The following is a 19,735-nucleotide window of genomic DNA, read 5'->3' as shown; positions in this document are numbered from 1 at the left end:
CGGCCGGAGCGGCTGACCGGACCAGCTGAGCCGACCGGCTGACCGGAGCGGCTGACCGGAGCAGTTGACCGGACCGGCTGAGCCGACCGGCTGACCGTGCTGGCCGAGCCGAACGGACGGGTATCCGCCGTTCGGTCCCATGTACGGGACACCACATCCCGGGCACCCCCGATAGGGCGCCCGGGATGCCTGTTTTGCCCCACCATGTAAATCTGAGCGGGACATCTCGGCCTCCCCCAGACGCCGTCCGGGGGGACCCCCACGGATGGGAGGGGCTCCCCGTGCACCGAAGCCTCCGGGCGCCGCGCCCACCGGTCGCGCGGACCCGGCACCTGCCCGCCGTGGCCGTGCTGCTCGCCGCGGCGCTGTCGCCCGCCGCCCCGGCCGCCTCCGCGTCCCTCCTCACCGCGGCGTCCGCGTCGACTCCCCGGGCCCCCGATCCGGCGGACGAGGCCCCCGGCGAGGAGGTGTACGGGAAGCTGGCCGGCAGCGTCGCCGGGGTCGGGCGGGTGCGGCCGGGACGCCCCGCCGCCGAGCCGGCGAACCCCGAGACCGTCATCGCCTCCCGCCCCTTCCCCCCGGTGCACCCCCGCCCCGTGCCCGCCACCCCGCCCGCGCCCGAACCGCCCCCCGCACGACATCCCCCCGCCGATCCGTATCCCGCCCTCGCCACCGAGCCGAACGACCGGGCCGCCGACCTGGCCGCACACCTGCTGCCGCTCGGCACCGGCTTCGCCCTGATGGGGCTGGGCCTGGGATACCTCGGCGCACGGCTGCGCAAGGGCCTCTGACCTGCACCGGAACGCCCCGGATCCCGCAGGTGCCGGGGCACCCGCGACACGCGGACCGCGCCGGCAAACGGTTGCCGCGGCGAACATACTCGGTATACATACTCGGTATGTCGATCCGCCACGGCCTCCTCGCCCTGCTGGAACAAGGACCCCGGTACGGCTCCCAGCTGCGCACCGAGTTCGAATCCCGCACCGGCTCCACCTGGCCGCTCAACGTCGGGCAGGTGTACACCACCCTCGCCCGCCTGGAACGCGACGGACTCGTCGCGCCCGGCGGCGAGGACGCCGCCGGCCACACCCTCTACGCCATCACCGACACCGGCCGCGCCGAACTGCGCGAGTGGTACGCGCGCCCCGTCGACCGCGCCAACCCGCCCCGCGACGAGCTGTCCATCAAGCTCGCCATGGCGGTGGGCTCGCCCGGCGTGGACATCCGCGCCGTCATCCAGGCCCAGCGGCACGCCACGATCAAGGCGATGCAGGACTACACCCGGCTCAAGGTGCAGGCGCTCGCCGCCGTCGAGCGGGGCGACTCCCGCGAACGCGACGACGTGGCCTGGCTCCTGGTCCTCGAACAGCTGATCTTCCAGACCGAGGCCGAGGCCCGCTGGCTCGACCACAGCGAGTCCCGGCTCGTCCGGCTCTCCCTCACGGCCGACCGGAGAGCCGAAGCCGCCCCGTCCCAGGCCACCGACCCCGACGCCGGCCCCGCCTCCGGCGCCGCCGCCCCGAAGTCCCGCGCCGCCCGCTCCCCGCGGAGCTGACGACACCGCCGTCCCAGGGGGGACCCATGCCCGACCAGCGCCCCGCGCAACCCGTACTCCAGCTCGACAACCTCGTCCGCACGCACGGCACCGGCGCCACCGAGGTGCACGCCCTGCGCGGCGTCGACCTCGCCGTGTACCCCGGCGAACTCGTCGCCGTCATGGGGCCGTCCGGCTCCGGCAAGTCCACGCTGCTCACCCTCGCCGGCGGCCTCGACCGGCCCACCGGCGGCCGCGTCCTCGTCGAGGGCACCGACATCACCGCCGCGAGCCGCAGGCAGCTCGCCGCCCTGCGCCGCCGCAGCATCGGCTACGTCTTCCAGGACTACAACCTGATCCCGGCCCTCACCGCCGCCGAGAACATCGCCCTGCCCCTCGAACTCGACGGGGTCTCCGCCCGCAAGGCCCGGGCCGCCGCCCTCGCCGCCCTGGAGGAGATGCAACTCGACGCGGCCGCCGACCGGTTCCCCGACGAGATGTCGGGCGGCCAGCAGCAGCGCGTGGCCATCGCCCGCGCCCTCGTCGGCGACCGCCGCCTGGTCCTCGCCGACGAACCCACCGGCGCCCTCGACTCCGAGACCGGGGAATCCGTCCTCGCCCTGCTCCGCTCGCGCTGCGACGCGGGAGCCGCCGGCATCCTCGTCACCCACGAGCCGCGGTTCGCCGCCTGGGCGGACCGCGTGGTCTTCCTGCGCGATGGCAGCATCGTCGACTCGACCCTGCGCAGCCACGCCGAATCGCTGCTCTCGGGGCAGGCGGGCCGGGCATGAAGGCCTACCACTCCTGGGTCGCGGCCCTCCGGATAGCCCGCCGCGACGCCTGGCGTGCCAAGGGCCGCAGCTCCCTCGTCCTCGCGATGATCGCCCTGCCGATCATCGGGGTCAGCGGGGCGGACCTGACCCTGCGCAGCGCCCAGCTCTCGCCCGCCGAGACCGTCGCGCGCCGGATGGGTGCCGCCGATGCCGTCCTGACCTCCTCGGGCAGGGGCGCCCCCGTCCACCAGAAGCCCGACGGCGGCGGGTTCTCGCCCGCCGGCGGCTTCACCTCCGAGGAGCCGCCCGAGCCGGACCCGCAGCAGCTGGTGTCCGCGATCCCGGCCGGTGCCACATCGCTCAAGGACAGCCGCGGCCACGCCAAGGTCCGCACCCGGTACGGGCTGCTCGACACCGAGCTGCGCGAGGTCGACCTGTCCAGTCCGCTGGTCAAGGGCATGGTCACCCTGGACCGCGGCCGGACGCCCGAGGAGGCCGGCGAGGTCGTCGCCACCCACGCCTTCCTGAAGACCTCCGGCCTGTTCGTCGGCTCGCAGTTCACGCCCCGCGGATCGAGCACCTGGTACCGGATCGTGGGCGCGTACGAGCTGCCCTCGGACCTCGACAAGAACGAGGTCATCGCCCCGCCCGGGACCCTGCTGACCCCGCTCGACAAGGAACTCCGGGCCGCCGGGGTGCCCGGGGTCGTCGCCGACGACGCGTACCTCGTGCGGACCGGCCCCGAAGGTTTCACGTGGAACATGGTCAAGGCGGCCAACACCAAGGGCGTGCTGGTCCGGTCCCGCGTCGTCACCCTGAACCCGCCGGCCCCGTCCGACGTGCCCCTGTACGCCCAGATGGAAAGCTCCGACGACGGAACGCCGGAGCTGCCGGGCAGCGAAATGGCCGTCATCGCCACGGTCTTCGGCCTCGCCATGTTGGAGATCTGCCTGCTGGCCGGGCCCGCGTTCGCGGTCGGCGCCCGCCGCTCCCGCCGCCAACTCGGGCTCGTCGGCGCCAATGGCGGCGACCGGCGCCACATCCGGGCCATCGTGCTCTCCGGCGGCCTGGTCATCGGCGCCGCGGCCGCCGTCCTCGGCACCGCGACGGGCATGCTGCTCACCGTCGCCCTGCGTCCGCTGCTGGAGGAGTACGTCGGCGTGCGCTTCGCCGGCTTCGACATCCGCCCGCTGGAGATCGCCGGAATCGCCCTGCTCGCCGTCGTGACCGGCCTGCTGGCCGCGGTCGTCCCGGCCGTCAGCGCCTCCCGCCAGACCGTCCTGGCCTCGCTGACCGGCCGGCGCGGCATCCGCCGGGCGAACCGCGTCCTGCCCTTCGTCGGGCTCGCGGCCGTCGGCCTCGGCGCCGCGATCGCCCTCCTCGGCACCACGGGAATGGGCGCCACCGTCGTCGTGGGCGGCAGCGCCCTCGCAGAGCTCGGCCTGGTCGCCCTCACTCCGGTGCTGGTCGGCCTGTTCGGACGGATCGGGCGCCGACTGCCCCTGTCACCGCGGCTCGCGCTGCGCGACGCGGTGCGCAACCGGGGCCGTACCGCGCCCGCCGTGGCCGCCGTCATGGCCGCCGTCGCCGGCACCGTCGCGATCGCCGCCTACGAGCACAGCAGCGAGGCCCAGGCCCGGTTCGAGTACGTCGCCCAGCTGCCGGCCGGTTCCGGCAAGGTGGAGCTCCACGAGCCCGGGCACCAGAAGGCCATGGCCGCCGTCCGCGAGGCCGTCAGCCGGGAACTGCCGCTGGCCGTACGGGCGGACGTGGACCACGTCCGGGTCGGCGAGCCGGACTGCGAGCAGGCCACGCGCGGCTCCGGCTGCGGCCGGGCCGAGATCATCCGGCCCAGGGAGCAGCGCTGCCCGCTCTACGAAGGCCCTTTGCGGGACGACGCGTTCACCGCGGCGGACCGCAAGGCACTGCGCCGGGACTGGCGGTGCGCCGACTCCCGGCACTCCACCGTCTACGACGCGGTCGTCGCCGACGAGAAGCTGCTGACCTCCCTCGCCGTCACCGACCCGGGTACGGTCTCCGCGCTGAAGTCCGGCCGGGCCGTCTCGTTCGACCGGCGCGACGTCAAGGACGGCAAGGTCACCCTGCGGCTGGTCTCCGCCGAGGCGGACCGCGCGGTCACCGGGCCCGGCGAGGACCCGCGCGGCGAGGACAAGGTGTTCGCCGTGCACCAGGCACCCCAGGGCGTCGAGGGCTACGGCATCACCCTCGTCCTGCCGCCGTCCGCCGCACGGGCCGCCGGCCTCGCCACCGAGCCGTACGCCTCGTACTTCGTCCTGGACGGGACGGCCGGCGACCGGCAGCGGCAGCAGCTGGCCGCGCAGATCGACCGCATCGGTGTGGACGCCCCCGTCCTCATCGAGTCCGGCTACCAGGGCGGGGACGACATGGCCCTGCTCGCGCTGACCGTCTTCGCCGGCCTGGTCACCCTCGGGGCCGCGGGCATCGCGACGGGGCTCGCCCAGACCGACGCCGAGGCCGACCTGAAGACCCTGTCGGCGGTCGGCGCGGCCCCGCGGGTGCGGCGCGCCTTCAGCGGCTTCCAGTGCGGCCTGGTGGCCGCCATGGGCGTCGTCCTGGGCAGCCTCTCCGGGATCCTGCCCGCGGTCGGTCTGCGGCTCTACCAGCGGCGCGAGACGGAGCACCTCCTGGAGACCTCCGGCGGCCCGGGAGAGGTGGTGTACGTGCCGATCGTCCTGCCGTGGGAGACCCTCGGGGCGCTGCTCGTCCTGGTCCCGCTGGGCGCCGCTCTGTTGGCGGCCCTGGTGACCAGGTCCGGCGGCGGGTTCGCCCGGCGCGCGGCCGCCTGACGGTCACCCGCTGTTGCCGCCCCCGTACAGGGTGGATCACGCCCGTACGGGGGCACACCGTCTGAGTACCCAGGTGTGCGAGAGAATGACAGGCATGGAGATGCCGAGGAGTGAACGGTCGCAGGACAGTCCCCCGCACGTCCTGATCGTGGGACAGGACGGGATGGCGGTCGGCGGCGCCGATGACGAGTCGCGCGAGGTCCCGGTGACGGAAATGGTCGAACAGCCCGCCAAGGTCATGCGGATCGGCAGCATGATCAAGCAACTTCTGGAAGAGGTCCGCGCCGCGCCTCTGGACGAGGCAAGCCGGGTCCGCCTGAAGGACATCCACGCCGCGTCGGTCAAGGAGCTGGAGGACGGCCTGGCTCCTGAGCTCGTCGAGGAACTGGAGCGGCTCTCCCTGCCGTTCACCGAGGAGGCCGTGCCGTCCGAGGCGGAACTGCGCATTGCCCAGGCCCAGTTGGTGGGCTGGCTGGAAGGCCTCTTCCACGGCATCCAGACCGCCCTGTTCGCGCAGCAGATGGCCGCGCGGGCCCAACTGGAGCAGATGCGCCGGGCCCTGCCGGCCGGCGCGTCCCACGAGGACGACGAGGACGGCCCGCAGCGGCCCGTCCGTTCGGGGCCGTACCTGTAGACGAGCCGCGCGGGCGCCAGTGACGTGCGGGCGGCAGTGCCGCGCGGGCGGGGCCGGAATTCCTCCGGCCCCGCCCGTTCGCGTTCGGGGCCGGGGCCGGGGCCGGGGCCGGGGCTCGGCCCTCCGGGACCGGATGCCCGCAGACCCGTCCCCGGTTACCAGTTCCCGGCAAGTGCGGTTCCCCGGCGGGGACATGGTCCGCGCATACTCGGGGCATGAGCTACGACGCGATCGTCCTCGCCGGCGGCGCCGCGCGGCGACTCGGTGGTGCGGACAAACCGGGTCTGCGCGTGGGCGGCCGTACCCTGCTCGACCGCGTCCTCGGCGCCTGCGCCGACGCGGCGGCCACCGTGGTGGTCGGAAGCCGCCGGCCCACCGCCCGCCCGGTCCACTGGGCCCGGGAGGACCCACCCGGCGCCGGGCCCGTGGCCGCCCTCGACGCCGGGCTGCGGCAGACCACGGCCGAACTGGTCCTCGTCCTCTCCGCCGACCTGCCGTTCCTCGACCGGGCCACCGTCCGGACCCTGCTCGCGGCGGCCGGCACGGAGGGCGCCGGGAGCCAGGAGGACCCGGAAGGCGCCCTGCTGCGCGACCGCACCGGACGCGACCAGCCCCTGGTCGCCGCCTACCGGGCCGAGCCGCTGCGCCGCGAGATCGCCCTGCTGGCCGCCGAACACGGCACCCTCTTCGGCCTGCCCCTGCGCGCGCTCACCGCCGAACTGCGGCTGACGCACGTGACGGACACGCAGTCGCTCGCCTCCTTCGACTGCGACACCTGGGAGGATCTTGCTTCAGCCCGCGCCAGGATCAGGGAGCATGGAAACGTGCTGGACCAATGGATCACCGCCGCCAAGGCCGAGCTCGGCATCGACGTGGACGTCGACACCAAGGCCCTGCTCGACCTCGCCCGCGATGCCGCCCACGGCGTCGCCCGGCCCGCCGCCCCGCTGACCACCTTCCTGGTCGGCTACGCGGCGGCCCGGGCCGAAGCCGCCGGGGCAGACCCCGCCGCCGCCGTCGCGGAGGCCTCCCGCAAGGCCGCCGACCTCGCCCTGCGCTGGGCCGCCGAGGCCGGCGGCGCCGGGGCCGGAGAGAGCACCCCGGGATGAGCCCCACCGACTCCGACCACGCCATGGAAGCCCTCGACGAGGCCCTCGCCCTGGTCAGCCGCACCCCCGCGGACGGCCCCGGCCCGGGAGCCGGCGGGCACCGCGCCCTCGGCTGGACCCAGGCCCGCGAGGCCGCTGCCCGCGCCGGATCCGGTGTCCGGGCCCGCATCCACCGCGTGCCCCTGGCCGAGGCGCTCGGGGAGGTGCTGGACCAGCCCCTGGAGGCCCTGACCGACCTGCCGTCCTTCGACACCTCGGCCATGGACGGCTGGGCCGTCGCCGGGCCCGGCCCCTGGACCGTCCGCCCCGGCGAGGGGGTGCTGGCCGGCGCCGAACGCCCCGGGCCGCTGGCCGACGGGGAGGCCGTACGGATCGCCACCGGCGCCCGGGTCCCCGCCGACACCACCGCCGTGCTCCGCAGCGAGCACTCCCGGGAGTCCGGCACCCAGCTCCACGCCGACCGGCCGGTGCAGACCGGCCAGGACATCCGCCCGCGCGGCCAGGAGTGCCGCTCCGGCGACCTGATGCTGCCCGCCGGGTCCCTCGTCACTCCGGCCGTGCTCGGCCTCGCCGCGGCCGCCGGGTACGACGAGCTCGCCACCCGGCCCCGGCCCCGCGTGGAGGTCCTGGTGCTCGGCGACGAACTGCTCACCGAGGGCCGCCCGAAGGACGGCCTGATCCGTGACGCCCTCAGCCCCATGATCGGCCCCTGGCTGACCCGGATCGGCGCCGAGGTCACCGGCACCCGGCGGATCGGCGACGACCCGGCCGGGGCCGAGGCCCTGCTGGACGCCGTCACCCGCTCCGACGCGGACGTGGTCGTCACCACCGGCGGCACCGCCTCCGGGCCCGTGGACCATGTCCACCCCGTCCTGCGCCGAGCGGGGGCGGAACTGCTGGTCGACGGGGTCGCCGTACGCCCCGGGCACCCGATGCTGCTGGCCCGGCTCGGTGACCGCGCCGAGGGCCGGCTGCTCGTCGGGCTGCCCGGCAACCCGCTCGCCGCCGTCTCCGGCCTGCTGACCCTCGCCGAACCGCTGCTGCGCGCCCTCGCGGGCCGCCGGCAGCGCCCCCGGTACGCCGTCCCCGTCCAGGGCGGCATCCCGGGCCACCCGTACGACACCCGGCTCGTCCCGGTCGTGCTGACCGACGAGCACGCCGTTCCGCTGCGCTACACCGGCCCGGCGATGCTGCGCGGCATCGCCGCCGCCGACGCGCTGGCCGTCGTACCGCCGCACGGCGCGCGGGCCGGGCAGGACCTGGAGATCCTCGACCTGCCGTGGGTCTCGGGAGGATGTTTCACGTGAAACTTCCCGGCCAGGACGCGATCGCTCGGGAAGCGGGCGAGAACCTCGTCTCGCGCCGCGTCCAACTGCCCCGGCGGGTGGTGGAGAAGCCGATACGGCAGGTCGCGAAGCGCGTGGTGATGGCGCTGTTGGTGCTGTGCCTGACGGTCCTGATCGTCTGGCTCGACCGCGGCGGCTACCACGACAACGCGGACGACAAGGTCGACTTCCTCGACAGCGTCTACTACGCCACGGTGACCCTGTCGACGACCGGCTACGGCGACATCGTCCCGCACAGCGACAGCGCCCGGCTGGTCAACGTCCTGCTGATCACTCCGCTGCGGGTGCTCTTTCTGATCATCCTGGTGGGGACCACCCTGGAAGTGCTGACCGAGAAGACCAGGGAAGAGTGGCGGCTGGGCCGCTGGAGGAAGAACTTGCGCGAGCACACGGTCGTCGTCGGCTTCGGCACCAAGGGCCGTTCCGCCCTGCTGACCCTGTTGGCCACCGGTCTGCGGAAGGAGCAGGTCGTCATCGTGGACCCCAGCTCCAAGGTGGTCGACATGGCCAACGCGGAGGGCTACACGGGGGTGGTGGGGGACGCGACCCGCTCCGAGGTCCTGCTCCGCGCCGAGGTGCAAAGGGCCCGTCAGGTCATCGTCGCCACCCAACGGGACGACACGGCGGTCCTGGTCACCCTGACGGCACGGCAGCTCAACCGCGGCGCGAAGATCGTCGCCGCGGTCCGCGAGGAGGAGAACGCCCCGCTGCTGCGCCAGTCGGGCGCGGACGCCGTCATCACGAGCGCGAGTGCGGCCGGGCGGCTGCTGGGGCTCTCGGTCCTCAGCCCCAGCGCCGGCACGGTCATGGAGGACCTGATCCAGCAGGGCAGCGGGCTGGACGTCATGGAGCGGCCGGTCAACAAGTCCGAGGTGGGCCGCAGCGTGCGGGAGACCGACGACCTGGTGGTCAGCGTGCTCCGCGGCCACCGGTTGATCCCGTACGACGACCCGCACGCGAGCCCGCTCCAGCTGACGGACCGTCTCATCACCATCGTCCGCGCGGTTCCGCCCGCCTCCGCGTCCGAGGGCGCGGGGCAGTAGGTCATCCCCCGAGGCGCAGGCTCCACCGGCGCGACGGGTGCGCGTCGCAGTCGTACTGCACGAGCCCGACGTTGTTGTCGGTGGAGACCCCGCCGGCCACGGTCATGCACAGGCCGGTGGCCACGTTGACGATCTGGTAGGAGCCGCTGGTGCTGTCCCAGTTGGTGACCCGCCAGCGCCGCGAGGGGTGGCTGTCGCAGGTGAACTGGACGAGCCCGACGTTGTTCTCGGAGGACTCGCCGCCGGCGACGGTCGCGCACCTGTCGGTCTGGTCGTTGTAGATCCGGTACGAGCGGCCGTTGTAGTCGGTGAGGATCCAGCGGCGCGACGGGTGCGTGTCGCAGCTGAACTGGACGAGCTCGACGTTGTTGGCCGTGGAGACGCCGCCCGCGACGGTCGCGCACTTGGCGGTCTGCACGTTGACGAACTGGAACGAGCCCCCCGACACCGGTCCCGGGTCGGCGGGCACCGTGGCGGGCACCGCGGGGAAGGCCGCCGCGGGAACGGGAAGCAGCATGAGGCCGCCGGCCGCGAGGGCCGTCGCAGCCGTCGACAGACGGCGGATGCGGGGGGACGTGCGCATGGGTGTGCCCCTCTCTCGATGCCGCGAGAAAGGCGCCGGCCGCCGCGTGGACGGGCCTGCCGGCGGCCGCTGATCAAGGTCGGACGCCCCTCCCACTATCGATGCCCGTGACGGGGCCCGCAACCGGGGAGTTGGCGTACGCTCCGGGCCATGCATGCGATCTCCATCGAGCAGCCCGGCGGCCCCGAGGCCCTCGTCTGGGCCGAGGCCCCCGACCCGGTTCCCGGCGAGGGCGAGGTCCTCGTCGACGTCGCCGCGAGCGCCGTCAACCGTGCCGACGTCCTGCAGCGCCAGGGGTTCTACAACCCGCCGCCCGGCGCCTCACCCCACCCGGGCCTGGAGTGCTCGGGGCGGATCTCCGCGGTCGGCCCCGGCGTCTCCGGCTGGGCCGTGGGCGACGAGGTGTGTGCGCTGCTCAGCGGCGGCGGGTACGCCGAACAGGTGGCCGTGCCGGCGGGTCAACTGCTGCCCGTCCCGGAGGGCGTGGACCTGGTGACGGCGGCGGCCCTGCCGGAGGCGGCCTGCACGGTCTGGTCCAACCTGTTCATGGTGGCCCACGTGCGGCCCGGCGAGACCGTGCTGGTGCACGGCGGCTCCAGCGGCATCGGCACGATGGCGATCCAGCTGGCGAAGGCCGTCGGCGCGACGGTGGCGGTGACGGCCGGCGGCCCGGAGAAGCTGGCCCGCTGCAAGGAGCTGGGCGCGGACATCCTGATCGACTACCGCGAGCAGGACTTCGTGGCCGAGGTGCGGGCCGCGACGGACGGCGCCGGGGCCGACGTGATCCTGGACATCATCGGGGCGAAGTACCTGGCACGGAACGTCGACGCCCTCGCCGTGAACGGACGGCTCGCCGTCATCGGGCTGCAGGGCGGGGTCAAGGCCGAACTGAACCTGGGCAGCCTGCTGTCGAAGCGGGCCGCGATCGCCGGAACCACGCTGCGGGCCCGGCCGCCGGCCGAGAAGGCGGCCATCGTCGCGGCCGTGCGGGAGCACGTGTGGCCCCTGGTGGCGGCCGGCCGGATCCGCCCGGTCGTGCACGCCGTGTACCCCGTCCGGGAGGTGGCCGAGGCCCACCGGACGATGGAGGCGAGCACCCACGTGGGCAAGCTCCTGCTGACGATGTGACGCCTCCGGCCGCCCCGGGGCCGCCTACCTCAGGGCGGCGGTGACGAGCCCCTCCAAGGCGTCGGCGGGGACCTCGGTGCCCTGCACCAGGTGTTCGAAGACCAGGCCGTCCACACAGGCCAGCAGGGTCTGCGTACGGGCGTCCGGGTCGGGGACGCCGTACGCGGCCAGGAAGGCCCGTACGGCGGTCCGGCCGGCGTTGTCGCGGGGCACGAGGATCTCGCGGAGCTCGGGGTCCCGGACGCTCTCCAGCACGCACGCGGAGCGGGCCAGCGAGCGCCGCCGCCCCTCGCCGGTGAGCCGGGCGCGGGTCAGTGCCGCCAGTCCGTCGACCAGTTCGGCCGGGGTGCGGAGCGGGGGCGTGCGCTCGCCGGCGGCCTGCAGCTCGGCCTGGTCCCGGGCCACGAGACGGCGCACGAGGGCCGTCAGCAGGGCGGCGCGGGTCCGGAAATAGGCCGAGGTGGTGCCGTCGGGCAGTCCGGCGGCCCGGTCCACCGCGCGGTGGGTCAGCCCGCGCATGCCGGCGTCGGCCAGGACCTCGATGGCGGCATCGGCCAGGACGGTGCGTCGTTCTTCGCTCACCCCCCATTTCTACACCTGTAGAAGGCCCGGGGTACGCTGCCCCCACGGCTTCTACATCTGTAGAAAGGGGTGCTCATGAACGGCACGGCTCTGGTGATCGGCGGCGGCATCGGCGGCCTCGCGGCGGCGATCGGCCTGCACCGCACCGGCTGGGAGGTGACCGTGCTGGAGCGGTCCGCCGTCCTGGACGACGCGGGCGCCGGCATCTCGCTCGCCGCCAACGGCATCCGCGCCCTCGACGCGCTCGGCGTCGGGGCCGCCGTCCGTGGGGCCGCGCGCCGCCAGTACACGGGCGGGACCCGCACCCCCGACGGGCGCCCGCTGTCCCGGATGGACGGCGCCGCCCTGGAGCGCGCCCTCGGCATCCCCATGACCGGCATCCCGCGCGCCGAACTCCACCGCCTGCTGCGCGGGGCACTGCCGCCCGGCTGCCTGCGGACCGGGGTGACCGGCTCGCTCGACACGGCACCCGGCCAGGGACCCGGCGGGCGGACCGGTACGGCACCCGACGTGGTGGTCGCGGCCGACGGGGTGCGCAGCGGGATCCGTGCGCGGCTCTTCCCGGACCATCCGGGCCCGGTGTACAGCGGCTCCACGGTGCTGCGCGCCATCACGGCCGAACCGGTCGCCCTGGACACCGACTTCGAGCTCACCTGGGGGCCGGGCGCCGAGTTCGGGCACATCGCGTTCGCCGACGGCCGGGCGGAATGGCACGCGGTGCTGGCCGCCCCGGCGGGCATCCGCCACGCGGACCCCCTGGCCGCGCTCCGGCGGCGGTTCGCGCACTGGCAGGAACCGGTCGCCCGGCTGCTCGCGGCCACCCGGCCCGAGGACGTGCTGCACCACGACATCCACGAGCTGGCGACCCCGCTGCCGGCCTACGCCGCGGGCCGGGTGGCGCTGCTCGGGGACGCCGCGCACGCGATGACGCCGAACCTGGGCCAGGGCGCCTGCCAGGCCCTGGAGGACGCGGTCACCCTGGCCGCCGAACTGGCCGCCGGCCCGGACGTGGAGACGGCACTGACCCGCTACGACGCGGTACGCCGGCCCCGCAGCCAGGCCGTGGCCCGCGCGGCGCGCCGGGCCGGCCTGCTCGGCCACCGGCTCTCCCACCCCGTGGCGGTGTCCCTGCGCAACGGTGCGCTGCGGCTGGCCCCCTCCGGGGCCGTGGTCCGCGGGATCCTGCGGCACGCGGACTGGACGCCGCCGCGGCTCCCGGCACGGGCCGGGTGACCCGTACCGGGAGCCGCGGCGGTACCGCCCCGGACGGCTACAGCGAGCGCAGCAGGACCGCCGGGGACTCCACGCAGTCGGCCACGTACCGCAGGAAGCCGCCCGCGGCCCCGCCGTCGCAGACCCGGTGGTCGAACGTGAGGGACAGCTGGACCACCTGGCGGACCGCCAGCTCGCCCTGGTGCACCCACGGCTTGGGGACGATCCGGCCCACCCCGAGCATGGCCGCCTCCGGGTGGTTGATGATCGGCGTGGACCCGTCCACCCCGAACACCCCGTAGTTGTTCAGCGTGAACGTGCCGCCCGTGAGGTCCGACGGGGCCAGCTTCCCGGTCCGGGCCAGCTCCGTCATCCGGGCGAACTCCGCCGTCAGCGACTCGGCGCTGCGCCCCTGGGCGTCGCGTACGACCGGCACGACCAGGCCGCGCTCGGTCTGGGCGGCGAAGCCGAGGTGCACGGCGGGCAGCCGGACGATCTCGTTCGCCGCCAGGTCCACGGTGGAGTTGAGCTCCGGGTAGCGGGCGAGCGCCGCGGTGCAGATCCGGGCCAGCAGCGCGAGCACCGAGACCTTCGGGCCGCCCGCGGCGTTCATCGCCGCCCGGGCCGCCATCAGCTCGGTCGCGTCGGCGTCGACCCAGCACGTGGCGTCCGGGATCTCCCGGCGGCTGCGCGAGAGCTTGTCGGCGACCGCGCCGCGCAGCCCCTTGAGCGGGATGCGCTCGCCGGCCGCCGCCACGGGGGCGGCCGCCGCAGGGGCGGCTGCCGCGGCGGGAGCCTTCAGCGCCGCCTCGACGTCCGCGCGCAGGATCAGGCCCTCGGGGCCGGAGCCGCGCAGGGCGCGCAGGTCGATCCCGTGGTCCCGGGCGAGCTTGCGCACCAGGGGCGAGATCACCGGCACGGGCCCGGTGACCAGGGCCGCCGGGGCGGCGACGGCCACCGGAGCCGGAGCCGCAGCAGCCACCGGAGCGGCCGCGACGGGCCGGGACGCGGCCGCAGGGGCGGGAGCCGGCGCGGCGGAGCCCGGTCGCACCCGCCTCCGACGCGCCGGGCGGGAGTGGTCCGTGCCGTAGCCGACCAGGACGTTGCCGGAACCGGAAGCCTCCGGCTCCGTCCCCTCGCCCGCACCGGCCACGGCGACCGCATCAGCCGCACCCGCACCCACCGCCACTGTGATCAGCGGTGCCCCGACGGGGAGTTCCGTGCCCTCCTCCCCGAAGCGGGCGGTGACCACACCGCCGTAGGGGCACGGCACCTCCACCATCGCCTTGGCCGTCTCGACCTCGACCACGGGCTGGTCGACGGCGACGACGTCGCCGACCGCCACCAGCCAGCGGACGATCTCGGCCTCGGTCAGTCCCTCCCCGAGGTCGGGGAGCTTGAACTCCATTACCTGCGCCATCAGTTCTCCCACTGCAGGCGGGCCACGGTGTCCAGGATCCGGTCCACACCGGGCAGGTGGTGCTTCTCCAGCATCGGCGGCGGGTACGGGATGTCGAAGCCCGTCACGCGCAGCACCGGCGCCTCCAGGTGGTGGAAGCACTTCTCCTGGATGCGGGCGGCGAGCTCCGCGCCCGGTCCGCCGAAGCCGTTCGCCTCGTGCACCACGACCGCGCGCCCGGTACGGCGCACGGCGGCCATGACGGTCTCCTCGTCGAGCGGCACCAGCGAGCGCAGGTCGAGGACCTCCAGGTCCCAGCCCTCCTCGCGGGCCGCCTCGGCCGCCTCCAGGCACACCGGGAGGGAGGGTCCGTACGTGATCAGCGTCGCGCTCGTGCCCGTGCGCCGGACCTGCGCCGTGCCGATGCCCGGCACGGTGGCGGGCGCCTCCGGGTTCCAGTCGGCCTTCGACCAGTAGAGCCGCTTCGGCTCCAGGAAGACCACCGGGTCGTCACTCGCGATCGACGCCCGCAGCAGCCCGTACGCGTCCTCGACGGTCGCCGGGGTCACCACGTGCAGGCCGGGGGTGGCGATGTAGTACGCCTCGGAGGAGTCGCTGTGGTGCTCGACGCCGCCGATCCCGCCGCCGTAGGGCACGCGGATGGTGATCGGCAGCGGCATCGCGCCGCGCGTGCGGTTGCGCATGCGCGCCACGTGCGAGATGAGCTGCTCGAACGCCGGGTAGGCGAACGCGTCGAACTGCATCTCGACGACCGGCCGCAGCCCGTACATGGCCATGCCGACCGCGGTGCCGAGGATGCCGGCCTCCGCGAGCGGGGTGTCCGTGCAGCGGTCCTCGCCGAACTCCTTCGCGAGGCCGTCCGTGATGCGGAAGACGCCGCCGAGGGTGCCGACGTCCTCACCCATGACGTGGACCGTCGGGTCCTCGGCCATGGCGTCGCGCATGGCCCGGTTCAGGGCCTGCGCCATCGTCGCGGGCTTCGCCGCCACCGTGGTCACGACTGCTCCTCCGCCTCGAGCTCGGCCCGCAGCATGTCCGCCTGCTCGCGCAGCTGGCCGGTCTGCTCCGCGTAGACGTGCTCGAACAGGTCCATCGGGTTCAGGACCGGGTCCGCGTTCATCCGCTCGCGCAGGGCGGCCGCCATCTGCTCGGCCGCCTCCTTGGCGGCCGCGATGCCCGCCGCGTCGAGGACGCCGCGGGCGGTCAGCTCGCGCTCCAGCAGCTCCACCGGGTCGTGCGCCTTCCATGCCTCGACCTCGGCGTCACCGCGGTAGCGGGTCGCGTCGTCGGCGTTCGTGTGGGCTTCCATGCGGTACGTGACGGCCTCGATCAGCGTCGGGCCGCCGCCGGACCGGGCCCGCCGGACCGCCTCGGACAGCACCTCGTGCACCGCGGCGATGTCGTTGCCGTCGACGAGGCGGCCGGGCATGCCGTAGCCGACGGCCTTGTGGGCCAGCGTCGGGGCGGCGGTCTGCTTGGCGAGCGGTACGGAGATGGCGAAGCCGTTGTTCTGGACGAGGAAGACCACCGGGGCCTGCCAGACGGCCGCGAAGTTCAGGGCCTCGTGGAAGTCGCCCTCGCTGGTGCCGCCGTCGCCGATCATGGCGAGGGCGACGACGTCGTCACCGCGCAGCCGCGCGGCGTGCGCCAGGCCCACCGCGTGCGGCAGCTGGGTGGCGAGCGGGGTCGACAGCGGGGCGATCCGGTGCTCGCGGGGGTCGTAGCCGGTGTGCCAGTCGCCGCGCAGCAGGGTCAGCGCCTGTACGGGGTCAAGGCCGCGCGCCACGGCCGCGAGGGTGTCGCGGTAGCTGGGGAAGAGCCAGTCCTGCTCCTGGAGGACCAGCGCGGCCGCGATCTCGCAGGCCTCCTGGCCGACCGTGGAGGGGTACACCGCGAGGCGGCCCTGCCGGGTGAGGGCCGTGGCCTGCGCGTTGTAACGACGCCCCCGCACCAGTTCGGCGTAGCAGCGGCGCATCAGCTCGGGGTCGAGCTTCTCGGCGGCCGGCGTGCCCAGCACCCGGTACGGCTCGGGGTCCGGGAGCAGCGGGGCGGGGTCCGTGCGCGGACTCCATGCGGGCGGGGTGGCGGATCGGTGGGACGCCCCGGCACCGGGCAGCTCTTGGACCGTCATGGCGGCGTACACCTCCTCTTGGGAAGCGGGCAGGGAGCACCTCTGGCGGCACCCCAGCGGTAACTGGGAACGTGAGGCGCCTCACCAACCGATTGTTCGGTCGATGGCGCAATTTGGCTACAGGCGACTCCAGGCTGTGGACAAACTGGCGCCGGGCCCTTGGGATGGATGCAGGATGTCCAGGACAGGGAGGCAGTGGGCAATGCCGGATGAACAAATGGCCGCCAGCGGTTCCGCACCGGTCCCGGCGGGAGGTGCCGCCTCCGGCCCGCAGGTCCCGTCCGCCCCGCCCCGCCCGCTGGACCCCATCGACCGGTCGATCATGCGGCTGCTCCAGGCGGACGGCCGCGCCTCGATACGGTCGGTGGCCGAGCAGGTCCACGTCTCGCGCGCGAACGCCTACGCCCGGATCAACCGGCTCATCGACGACGGGGTGATCCGCGGGTTCACGGCCCGCGTCAACCACGAACGGGCAGGTCAGGGCGCCTCTGCCTATATCACCCTGAAGATCGTCCAGAACTCCTGGCGGACGGTGCGCGAAAAGCTCCGCGAACTGCCCGGCGCCGCCCACATCGCCCTGGTCAGCGGAGATTTCGACGTCCTGCTGCTGGTCCACACCCCCGACAACCGGACCCTGCGCGAGCTGGTCCTCACCCGCCTCCAGGCCATTCCGGAGGTCCTCTCCACGCGCACGCTGCTGGTCTTCGAGGAAACGGATCTGCTCGACCCGGCCCGCGAGGCCGGCGGCGCCGGCCCGGCCCTCCCGGAGGAGTAGCGGGCCCCCACGCAGGGGCCGGACGGCGCGGAGGACGGACCGGGCCGCGCGGTCGACGTACCGGGCCGCGCGGCGATGTACCGGACCGCGCGGCGGACGGCCGGCGGCGGGCCGGATCCGGTCGGATCACCGTTGGCAGCGGCCGAAGGTGACCACGTAGGTGTAGGCGTTGGCGGCGCCGGCTCCGGCAGGGTCGGCCGCACCGGCCTGGGCCCAGGCGCCGACGTCGCGCAGGGAGCCGTCGAGGATGAGCGACCGGTGGCCCGGGCTGTTCATCCACCAGTTCACGGCGGCCTTCGGGCTCCCCCCGGTGCCCCAGCCGGTGTAGGTGATCTCGCCGAACGCCCACGACCGGGGGTTCGGGCAGTAGCCGGCCGCGACGATGCGGCTCTCCGGCGTCGAACCCGTCTGCGGGTTGGTGTGCGGGTTCTTGCCCGGACCCCACCACTTCTGCTGCACGGCGGCCACGGCGTGCTGCCGGGCCGCGCTCGTCAGCGGCTGGTTGACGGTCAGGGCCGGCAGCCCGCGGCTGGTGCGCTGGACGTTGATGAGGCACACCACGGAGGTGTCGCAGCCCTGGGCCGTCGCCGGAGGCGCCGCGACGGGTACCAGCGCGGCGGAGAGTGCGGCGGCCACGAGGGGGCCGAGAAGACAACGGGTTCGCGAAGCACGGCTTGTCACGAGGGTCCACCTCCCGCGGAAACGAACTGGGGTGCAGCGGTGCGGAGGTGGCGACCGGTCGCCTGGAACTTCCCTTCCAGGCTGCCATCGGGGCGGCCCGGTCGCCATACGGGGACCGGGCCGCCGCCGCGGGGGCTACTTCGTCTCGTAGTAGCCGAAGATGTCGACGATCAGGTGGATCGGACCCCAGCTCTGGTTCCAGAAGTCGATGACGCCGTTGGTGCCGCCGGAGCTCGCCTGGGCCAGGTTCGCGACGGTCTTGCCCGCCGCCCAGTTCAGGCTGGACGCGGTGGGCCGCACCGGGACGGTGACGGTGTCGTTCAGGTAGTCGTCGGGCGTGTTCGGGTCCGGCGCGACCGACAGGAAACCTGCCTCGGCGGGGCTGGTCACGGTGGTGTTCATGATGTATCCGGCGATGCCCTGCTCCTTGTGGGAGACCGCGAGCCAGATGTAGTTGCGGCCGGGCAGCGGCTCGCTGCCCCATTCCTGCGGGTCCCGCGTGTCGACCATGCGGCTCGGGGCCACCGGCATGTACGCGCCCTGGCTGTCGGGGCTGTAGTAGCCGACGACGTCGACGACGACGTCGATCCCGGCCCAGGCGCCGTTGCGGATCTTGATGCTGCCGTCGGGGCCCACCGGGACGATCACCGAGTTGGCGACGGTCTGGCCCGCCCGGAAGTTCAGGTTCGAGGTGGTCGGGGCCTGCTGCACGTTGCTCGGGAAGACCGTCAGGTGGCCGTCCTCCCGCGGGTTGGTGACGGTCACGTTCAGCGCCGCGGCGGTGATGCCGTTCGGGACGCCCCGCAGGCCGCTGATCTGGGTGCCGATCGTGCCCTGGCCCGGGACCTGGGCGCGTGCCGCGCCGAGACCCGCGCGGGTGTCCACGAAACGGACCGGCGTCATCGGGGTGTAGCCGCTGGACGCGGTGCGGGTGAAGTAGCCGGTGACGTCGGCGATGAGGTCGATCGACTCCCAGCCGCCGTTGTACAGCTCGACGTACCCGTCCTTGCCGACCGGCACGATCACCATGTTCGGGACGGTCTGACCGGGCTCGAAGTTGAGGTTCGAGGTGGTCGGGCGCTTGCCGCCGGACGCGAAGGCCGTCACGTGGCCGCCGCTGGTGGAGTTGGTGGCGGTGACGTTCAGGGCGACGGCGCCGGCACCGGCCGGGATCTTCGCGTTGCCGACGATCTTCACGCGGGTCGAGCTGTACGGCGCGACCTTGGCCGCCGTCGCACCGGTCCCGTTGCGGGTGTCCAGCAGACGGGTCGGGACGTGCGGGGTGAAGTCCGAGCCCACCGTCGAGAGCGGGAGCTCGTTGACGACCTCGACCTGGTTCGTCGCATCCGTCACGGTGACCTTGACGTTGTACTCGCCCAGCTCGGCGTAGCGGTGCTGGCTCGTCACCTCCAGGCCGGGGGCGCCGTCGGCGACGTCCACCGACCCGTCGCCCCAGTCGAGGGTGACCTTCAGCGTGGCGCCCGGGGCGCTCACGATCGAGGACTGCAGCTCGATGCCGTGCGCGGACGTCGGCTTGGCGTTGAGGACGACGGCGAGGTCCGGGTTGCCGGTGCCCGCGGTGGTGGCGGTGGCGGCACCGGCGGCCCCGGTGGCGGTGTCCGCCTGCGGAGCCGCCTCGGCCGTCCGGCCCTTGGCCGTGCGCAGGGTCTTGCGGACCGAGCGCTCGGCGGGGCTGTGGAAGGTCTTCGCCTCGGGCTTGGCCAGCTTGCCCGCGTCCACGCCCGGTACGGGCTTCACCTTGGCCGAGGTCGCGGCGGGAGCGGCCTGGGCCGCCGCCGGCGCCAGGGCCGTTCCGAGGCTGGCCGCCACGGCGACGGCAGCGGACATTGCAAGACGGCGATTGCGCACCGGTCCCCCACTTTTGAACACGCTCAGGGATTGAATCGCGCTCAGCGTACAGGCCGAAGAGACTTCTTCATCGCACACATTTTCGAC

General features: G+C 74.3%; 18 protein-coding genes. 11 read left to right on the top strand and 7 right to left on the bottom strand.

Annotation, left to right across the window (positions count from 1 at the left end):
* The first annotated feature begins 281 nt into the window (after positions 1 to 281).
* The 8 genes from ACFVGY_RS11425 to ACFVGY_RS11390 all read left to right on the top strand — a co-directional run bounded on the left by ACFVGY_RS11425 (position 282) and on the right by ACFVGY_RS11390 (position 9,267).
* Positions 282 to 791, top strand: a complete 510-nt coding sequence (locus tag ACFVGY_RS11425) for a hypothetical protein (RefSeq protein ID WP_385674482.1) — start codon at positions 282 to 284, stop codon at positions 789 to 791.
* 107 nt (positions 792 to 898) lie between these two features.
* A complete protein-coding gene (locus tag ACFVGY_RS11420) occupies positions 899 to 1,555 on the top strand; it encodes a PadR family transcriptional regulator (RefSeq protein WP_385674479.1) in 657 nt (218 codons plus the stop codon).
* Between the two features lie 26 nt (positions 1,556 to 1,581).
* Positions 1,582 to 2,325 carry an ABC transporter ATP-binding protein gene (locus ACFVGY_RS11415; protein WP_385674476.1) on the top strand — a complete coding sequence of 248 codons (744 nt, stop codon included), beginning with the start codon at positions 1,582 to 1,584 and terminating at the stop codon, positions 2,323 to 2,325.
* Positions 2,322 to 5,135, top strand: a complete 2,814-nt coding sequence (locus tag ACFVGY_RS11410; RefSeq protein WP_385674473.1) for an FtsX-like permease family protein — start codon at positions 2,322 to 2,324, stop codon at positions 5,133 to 5,135. The genes ACFVGY_RS11415 and ACFVGY_RS11410 overlap by 4 nt, the downstream gene beginning before the upstream one ends.
* Before the next feature lie 94 nt (positions 5,136 to 5,229).
* On the top strand, positions 5,230 to 5,769 hold the full coding sequence (locus ACFVGY_RS11405) for a bacterial proteasome activator family protein (protein WP_385674470.1): 540 nt from the start codon (positions 5,230 to 5,232) through the stop codon (positions 5,767 to 5,769).
* 215 nt (positions 5,770 to 5,984) lie between these two features.
* Positions 5,985 to 6,878 (top strand): NTP transferase domain-containing protein, encoded by an 894-nt coding sequence (locus ACFVGY_RS11400; protein ID WP_385674468.1) that lies wholly within the window; start codon positions 5,985 to 5,987, stop codon positions 6,876 to 6,878.
* Entirely contained in the window at positions 6,875 to 8,185 is a 1,311-nt protein-coding gene (locus tag ACFVGY_RS11395; protein WP_385674465.1) for a molybdopterin molybdotransferase MoeA, read from the top strand. Before ACFVGY_RS11400 ends, ACFVGY_RS11395 begins: the two co-directional genes overlap by 4 nt.
* On the top strand, positions 8,173 to 9,267 hold the full coding sequence (locus ACFVGY_RS11390) for a potassium channel family protein (protein WP_385674462.1): 1,095 nt from the start codon (positions 8,173 to 8,175) through the stop codon (positions 9,265 to 9,267). The genes ACFVGY_RS11395 and ACFVGY_RS11390 overlap by 13 nt, the downstream gene beginning before the upstream one ends.
* A 1-nt stretch (position 9,268) precedes the next feature.
* On the opposite strand, the gene ACFVGY_RS11385 is transcribed toward ACFVGY_RS11390, so the two are convergent.
* The gene (locus ACFVGY_RS11385; protein ID WP_385674459.1) at positions 9,269 to 9,850 is read right to left on the bottom strand and encodes an RICIN domain-containing protein; all 582 of its coding nucleotides are present in this window, start codon (positions 9,848 to 9,850) and stop codon (positions 9,269 to 9,271) included.
* Positions 9,851 to 10,000: 150 nt separating this feature from the next.
* Between ACFVGY_RS11385 and ACFVGY_RS11380 the strand changes: the two genes are divergently transcribed.
* Positions 10,001 to 10,978, top strand: coding sequence for an NAD(P)H-quinone oxidoreductase (locus tag ACFVGY_RS11380; RefSeq protein ID WP_385674456.1), 978 nt, complete (start codon positions 10,001 to 10,003; stop codon positions 10,976 to 10,978).
* A 24-nt stretch (positions 10,979 to 11,002) separates the two neighbouring features.
* Here ACFVGY_RS11380 and ACFVGY_RS11375 read toward each other — a convergent pair whose 3' ends face one another.
* The gene (locus ACFVGY_RS11375) at positions 11,003 to 11,560 is read right to left on the bottom strand and encodes a TetR/AcrR family transcriptional regulator (RefSeq protein ID WP_385674453.1); all 558 of its coding nucleotides are present in this window, start codon (positions 11,558 to 11,560) and stop codon (positions 11,003 to 11,005) included.
* 75 nt (positions 11,561 to 11,635) lie between these two features.
* Between ACFVGY_RS11375 and ACFVGY_RS11370 the strand changes: the two genes are divergently transcribed.
* Positions 11,636 to 12,793 (top strand): FAD-dependent monooxygenase, encoded by a 1,158-nt coding sequence (locus ACFVGY_RS11370; RefSeq protein ID WP_385674450.1) that lies wholly within the window; start codon positions 11,636 to 11,638, stop codon positions 12,791 to 12,793.
* Positions 12,794 to 12,830: 37 nt separating this feature from the next.
* Here the strand turns inward: ACFVGY_RS11370 and ACFVGY_RS11365 are convergent, their stop codons facing one another.
* From ACFVGY_RS11365 to pdhA, 3 genes are read right to left on the bottom strand one after another with little or no spacing between them, the layout of a single operon-like run.
* Positions 12,831 to 14,192: a dihydrolipoamide acetyltransferase family protein gene (locus tag ACFVGY_RS11365; RefSeq protein WP_385674447.1), complete on the bottom strand. Its 1,362-nt coding sequence runs from the start codon at positions 14,190 to 14,192 to the stop codon at positions 12,831 to 12,833.
* Entirely contained in the window at positions 14,192 to 15,190 is a 999-nt protein-coding gene (locus ACFVGY_RS11360; protein WP_385674444.1) for an alpha-ketoacid dehydrogenase subunit beta, read from the bottom strand. The genes ACFVGY_RS11365 and ACFVGY_RS11360 overlap by 1 nt, the downstream gene beginning before the upstream one ends.
* Positions 15,187 to 16,323: a pyruvate dehydrogenase (acetyl-transferring) E1 component subunit alpha gene (pdhA, locus tag ACFVGY_RS11355; RefSeq protein WP_385674441.1), complete on the bottom strand. Its 1,137-nt coding sequence runs from the start codon at positions 16,321 to 16,323 to the stop codon at positions 15,187 to 15,189. Before pdhA ends, ACFVGY_RS11360 begins: the two co-directional genes overlap by 4 nt.
* A gap of 202 nt (positions 16,324 to 16,525) precedes the next feature.
* Between pdhA and ACFVGY_RS11350 the strand changes: the two genes are divergently transcribed.
* The gene (locus ACFVGY_RS11350) at positions 16,526 to 17,098 is read left to right on the top strand and encodes an Lrp/AsnC family transcriptional regulator (RefSeq protein WP_385674438.1); all 573 of its coding nucleotides are present in this window, start codon (positions 16,526 to 16,528) and stop codon (positions 17,096 to 17,098) included.
* A gap of 126 nt (positions 17,099 to 17,224) precedes the next feature.
* Here the strand turns inward: ACFVGY_RS11350 and ACFVGY_RS11345 are convergent, their stop codons facing one another.
* The gene (locus tag ACFVGY_RS11345; RefSeq protein WP_385674435.1) at positions 17,225 to 17,734 is read right to left on the bottom strand and encodes a CAP domain-containing protein; all 510 of its coding nucleotides are present in this window, start codon (positions 17,732 to 17,734) and stop codon (positions 17,225 to 17,227) included.
* Positions 17,735 to 17,914: 180 nt separating this feature from the next.
* The gene (locus ACFVGY_RS11340) at positions 17,915 to 19,627 is read right to left on the bottom strand and encodes a hypothetical protein (protein ID WP_385674432.1); all 1,713 of its coding nucleotides are present in this window, start codon (positions 19,625 to 19,627) and stop codon (positions 17,915 to 17,917) included.
* Positions 19,628 to 19,735 lie beyond the last annotated feature (108 nt).

The sequence above is a fragment of the Streptomyces sp. NPDC127106 genome (assembly GCF_042677605.1).
Classification (GTDB): domain Bacteria; phylum Actinomycetota; class Actinomycetes; order Streptomycetales; family Streptomycetaceae; genus Streptomyces.
This window is presented reverse-complemented; position numbering and strand designations above follow the sequence as displayed.

Bases quoted from the DNA above. Each gene is read 5' to 3' on its own strand.
- ACFVGY_RS11350 (WP_385674438.1), top strand. From the start codon at position 16,526: ATGCCGGATGAACAAATGGCCGCCAGCGGTTCCGCACCGGTCCCGGCG.
- ACFVGY_RS11390 (WP_385674462.1), top strand. From the start codon at position 8,173: ATGTTTCACGTGAAACTTCCCGGCCAGGACGCGATCGCTCGGGAAGCG.
- ACFVGY_RS11420 (WP_385674479.1), top strand. From the start codon at position 899: ATGTCGATCCGCCACGGCCTCCTCGCCCTGCTGGAACAAGGACCCCGG.
- ACFVGY_RS11370 (WP_385674450.1), top strand. From the start codon at position 11,636: ATGAACGGCACGGCTCTGGTGATCGGCGGCGGCATCGGCGGCCTCGCG.
- ACFVGY_RS11400 (WP_385674468.1), top strand. From the start codon at position 5,985: ATGAGCTACGACGCGATCGTCCTCGCCGGCGGCGCCGCGCGGCGACTC.
- ACFVGY_RS11405 (WP_385674470.1), top strand. From the start codon at position 5,230: ATGGAGATGCCGAGGAGTGAACGGTCGCAGGACAGTCCCCCGCACGTC.
- ACFVGY_RS11395 (WP_385674465.1), top strand. From the start codon at position 6,875: ATGAGCCCCACCGACTCCGACCACGCCATGGAAGCCCTCGACGAGGCC.
- ACFVGY_RS11365 (WP_385674447.1), bottom strand. From the start codon at position 14,192: ATGGCGCAGGTAATGGAGTTCAAGCTCCCCGACCTCGGGGAGGGACTG.
- pdhA (WP_385674441.1), bottom strand. From the start codon at position 16,323: ATGACGGTCCAAGAGCTGCCCGGTGCCGGGGCGTCCCACCGATCCGCC.
- ACFVGY_RS11415 (WP_385674476.1), top strand. From the start codon at position 1,582: ATGCCCGACCAGCGCCCCGCGCAACCCGTACTCCAGCTCGACAACCTC.
- ACFVGY_RS11340 (WP_385674432.1), bottom strand. From the start codon at position 19,627: ATGTCCGCTGCCGTCGCCGTGGCGGCCAGCCTCGGAACGGCCCTGGCG.
- ACFVGY_RS11380 (WP_385674456.1), top strand. From the start codon at position 10,001: ATGCATGCGATCTCCATCGAGCAGCCCGGCGGCCCCGAGGCCCTCGTC.
- ACFVGY_RS11385 (WP_385674459.1), bottom strand. From the start codon at position 9,850: ATGCGCACGTCCCCCCGCATCCGCCGTCTGTCGACGGCTGCGACGGCC.
- ACFVGY_RS11410 (WP_385674473.1), top strand. From the start codon at position 2,322: ATGAAGGCCTACCACTCCTGGGTCGCGGCCCTCCGGATAGCCCGCCGC.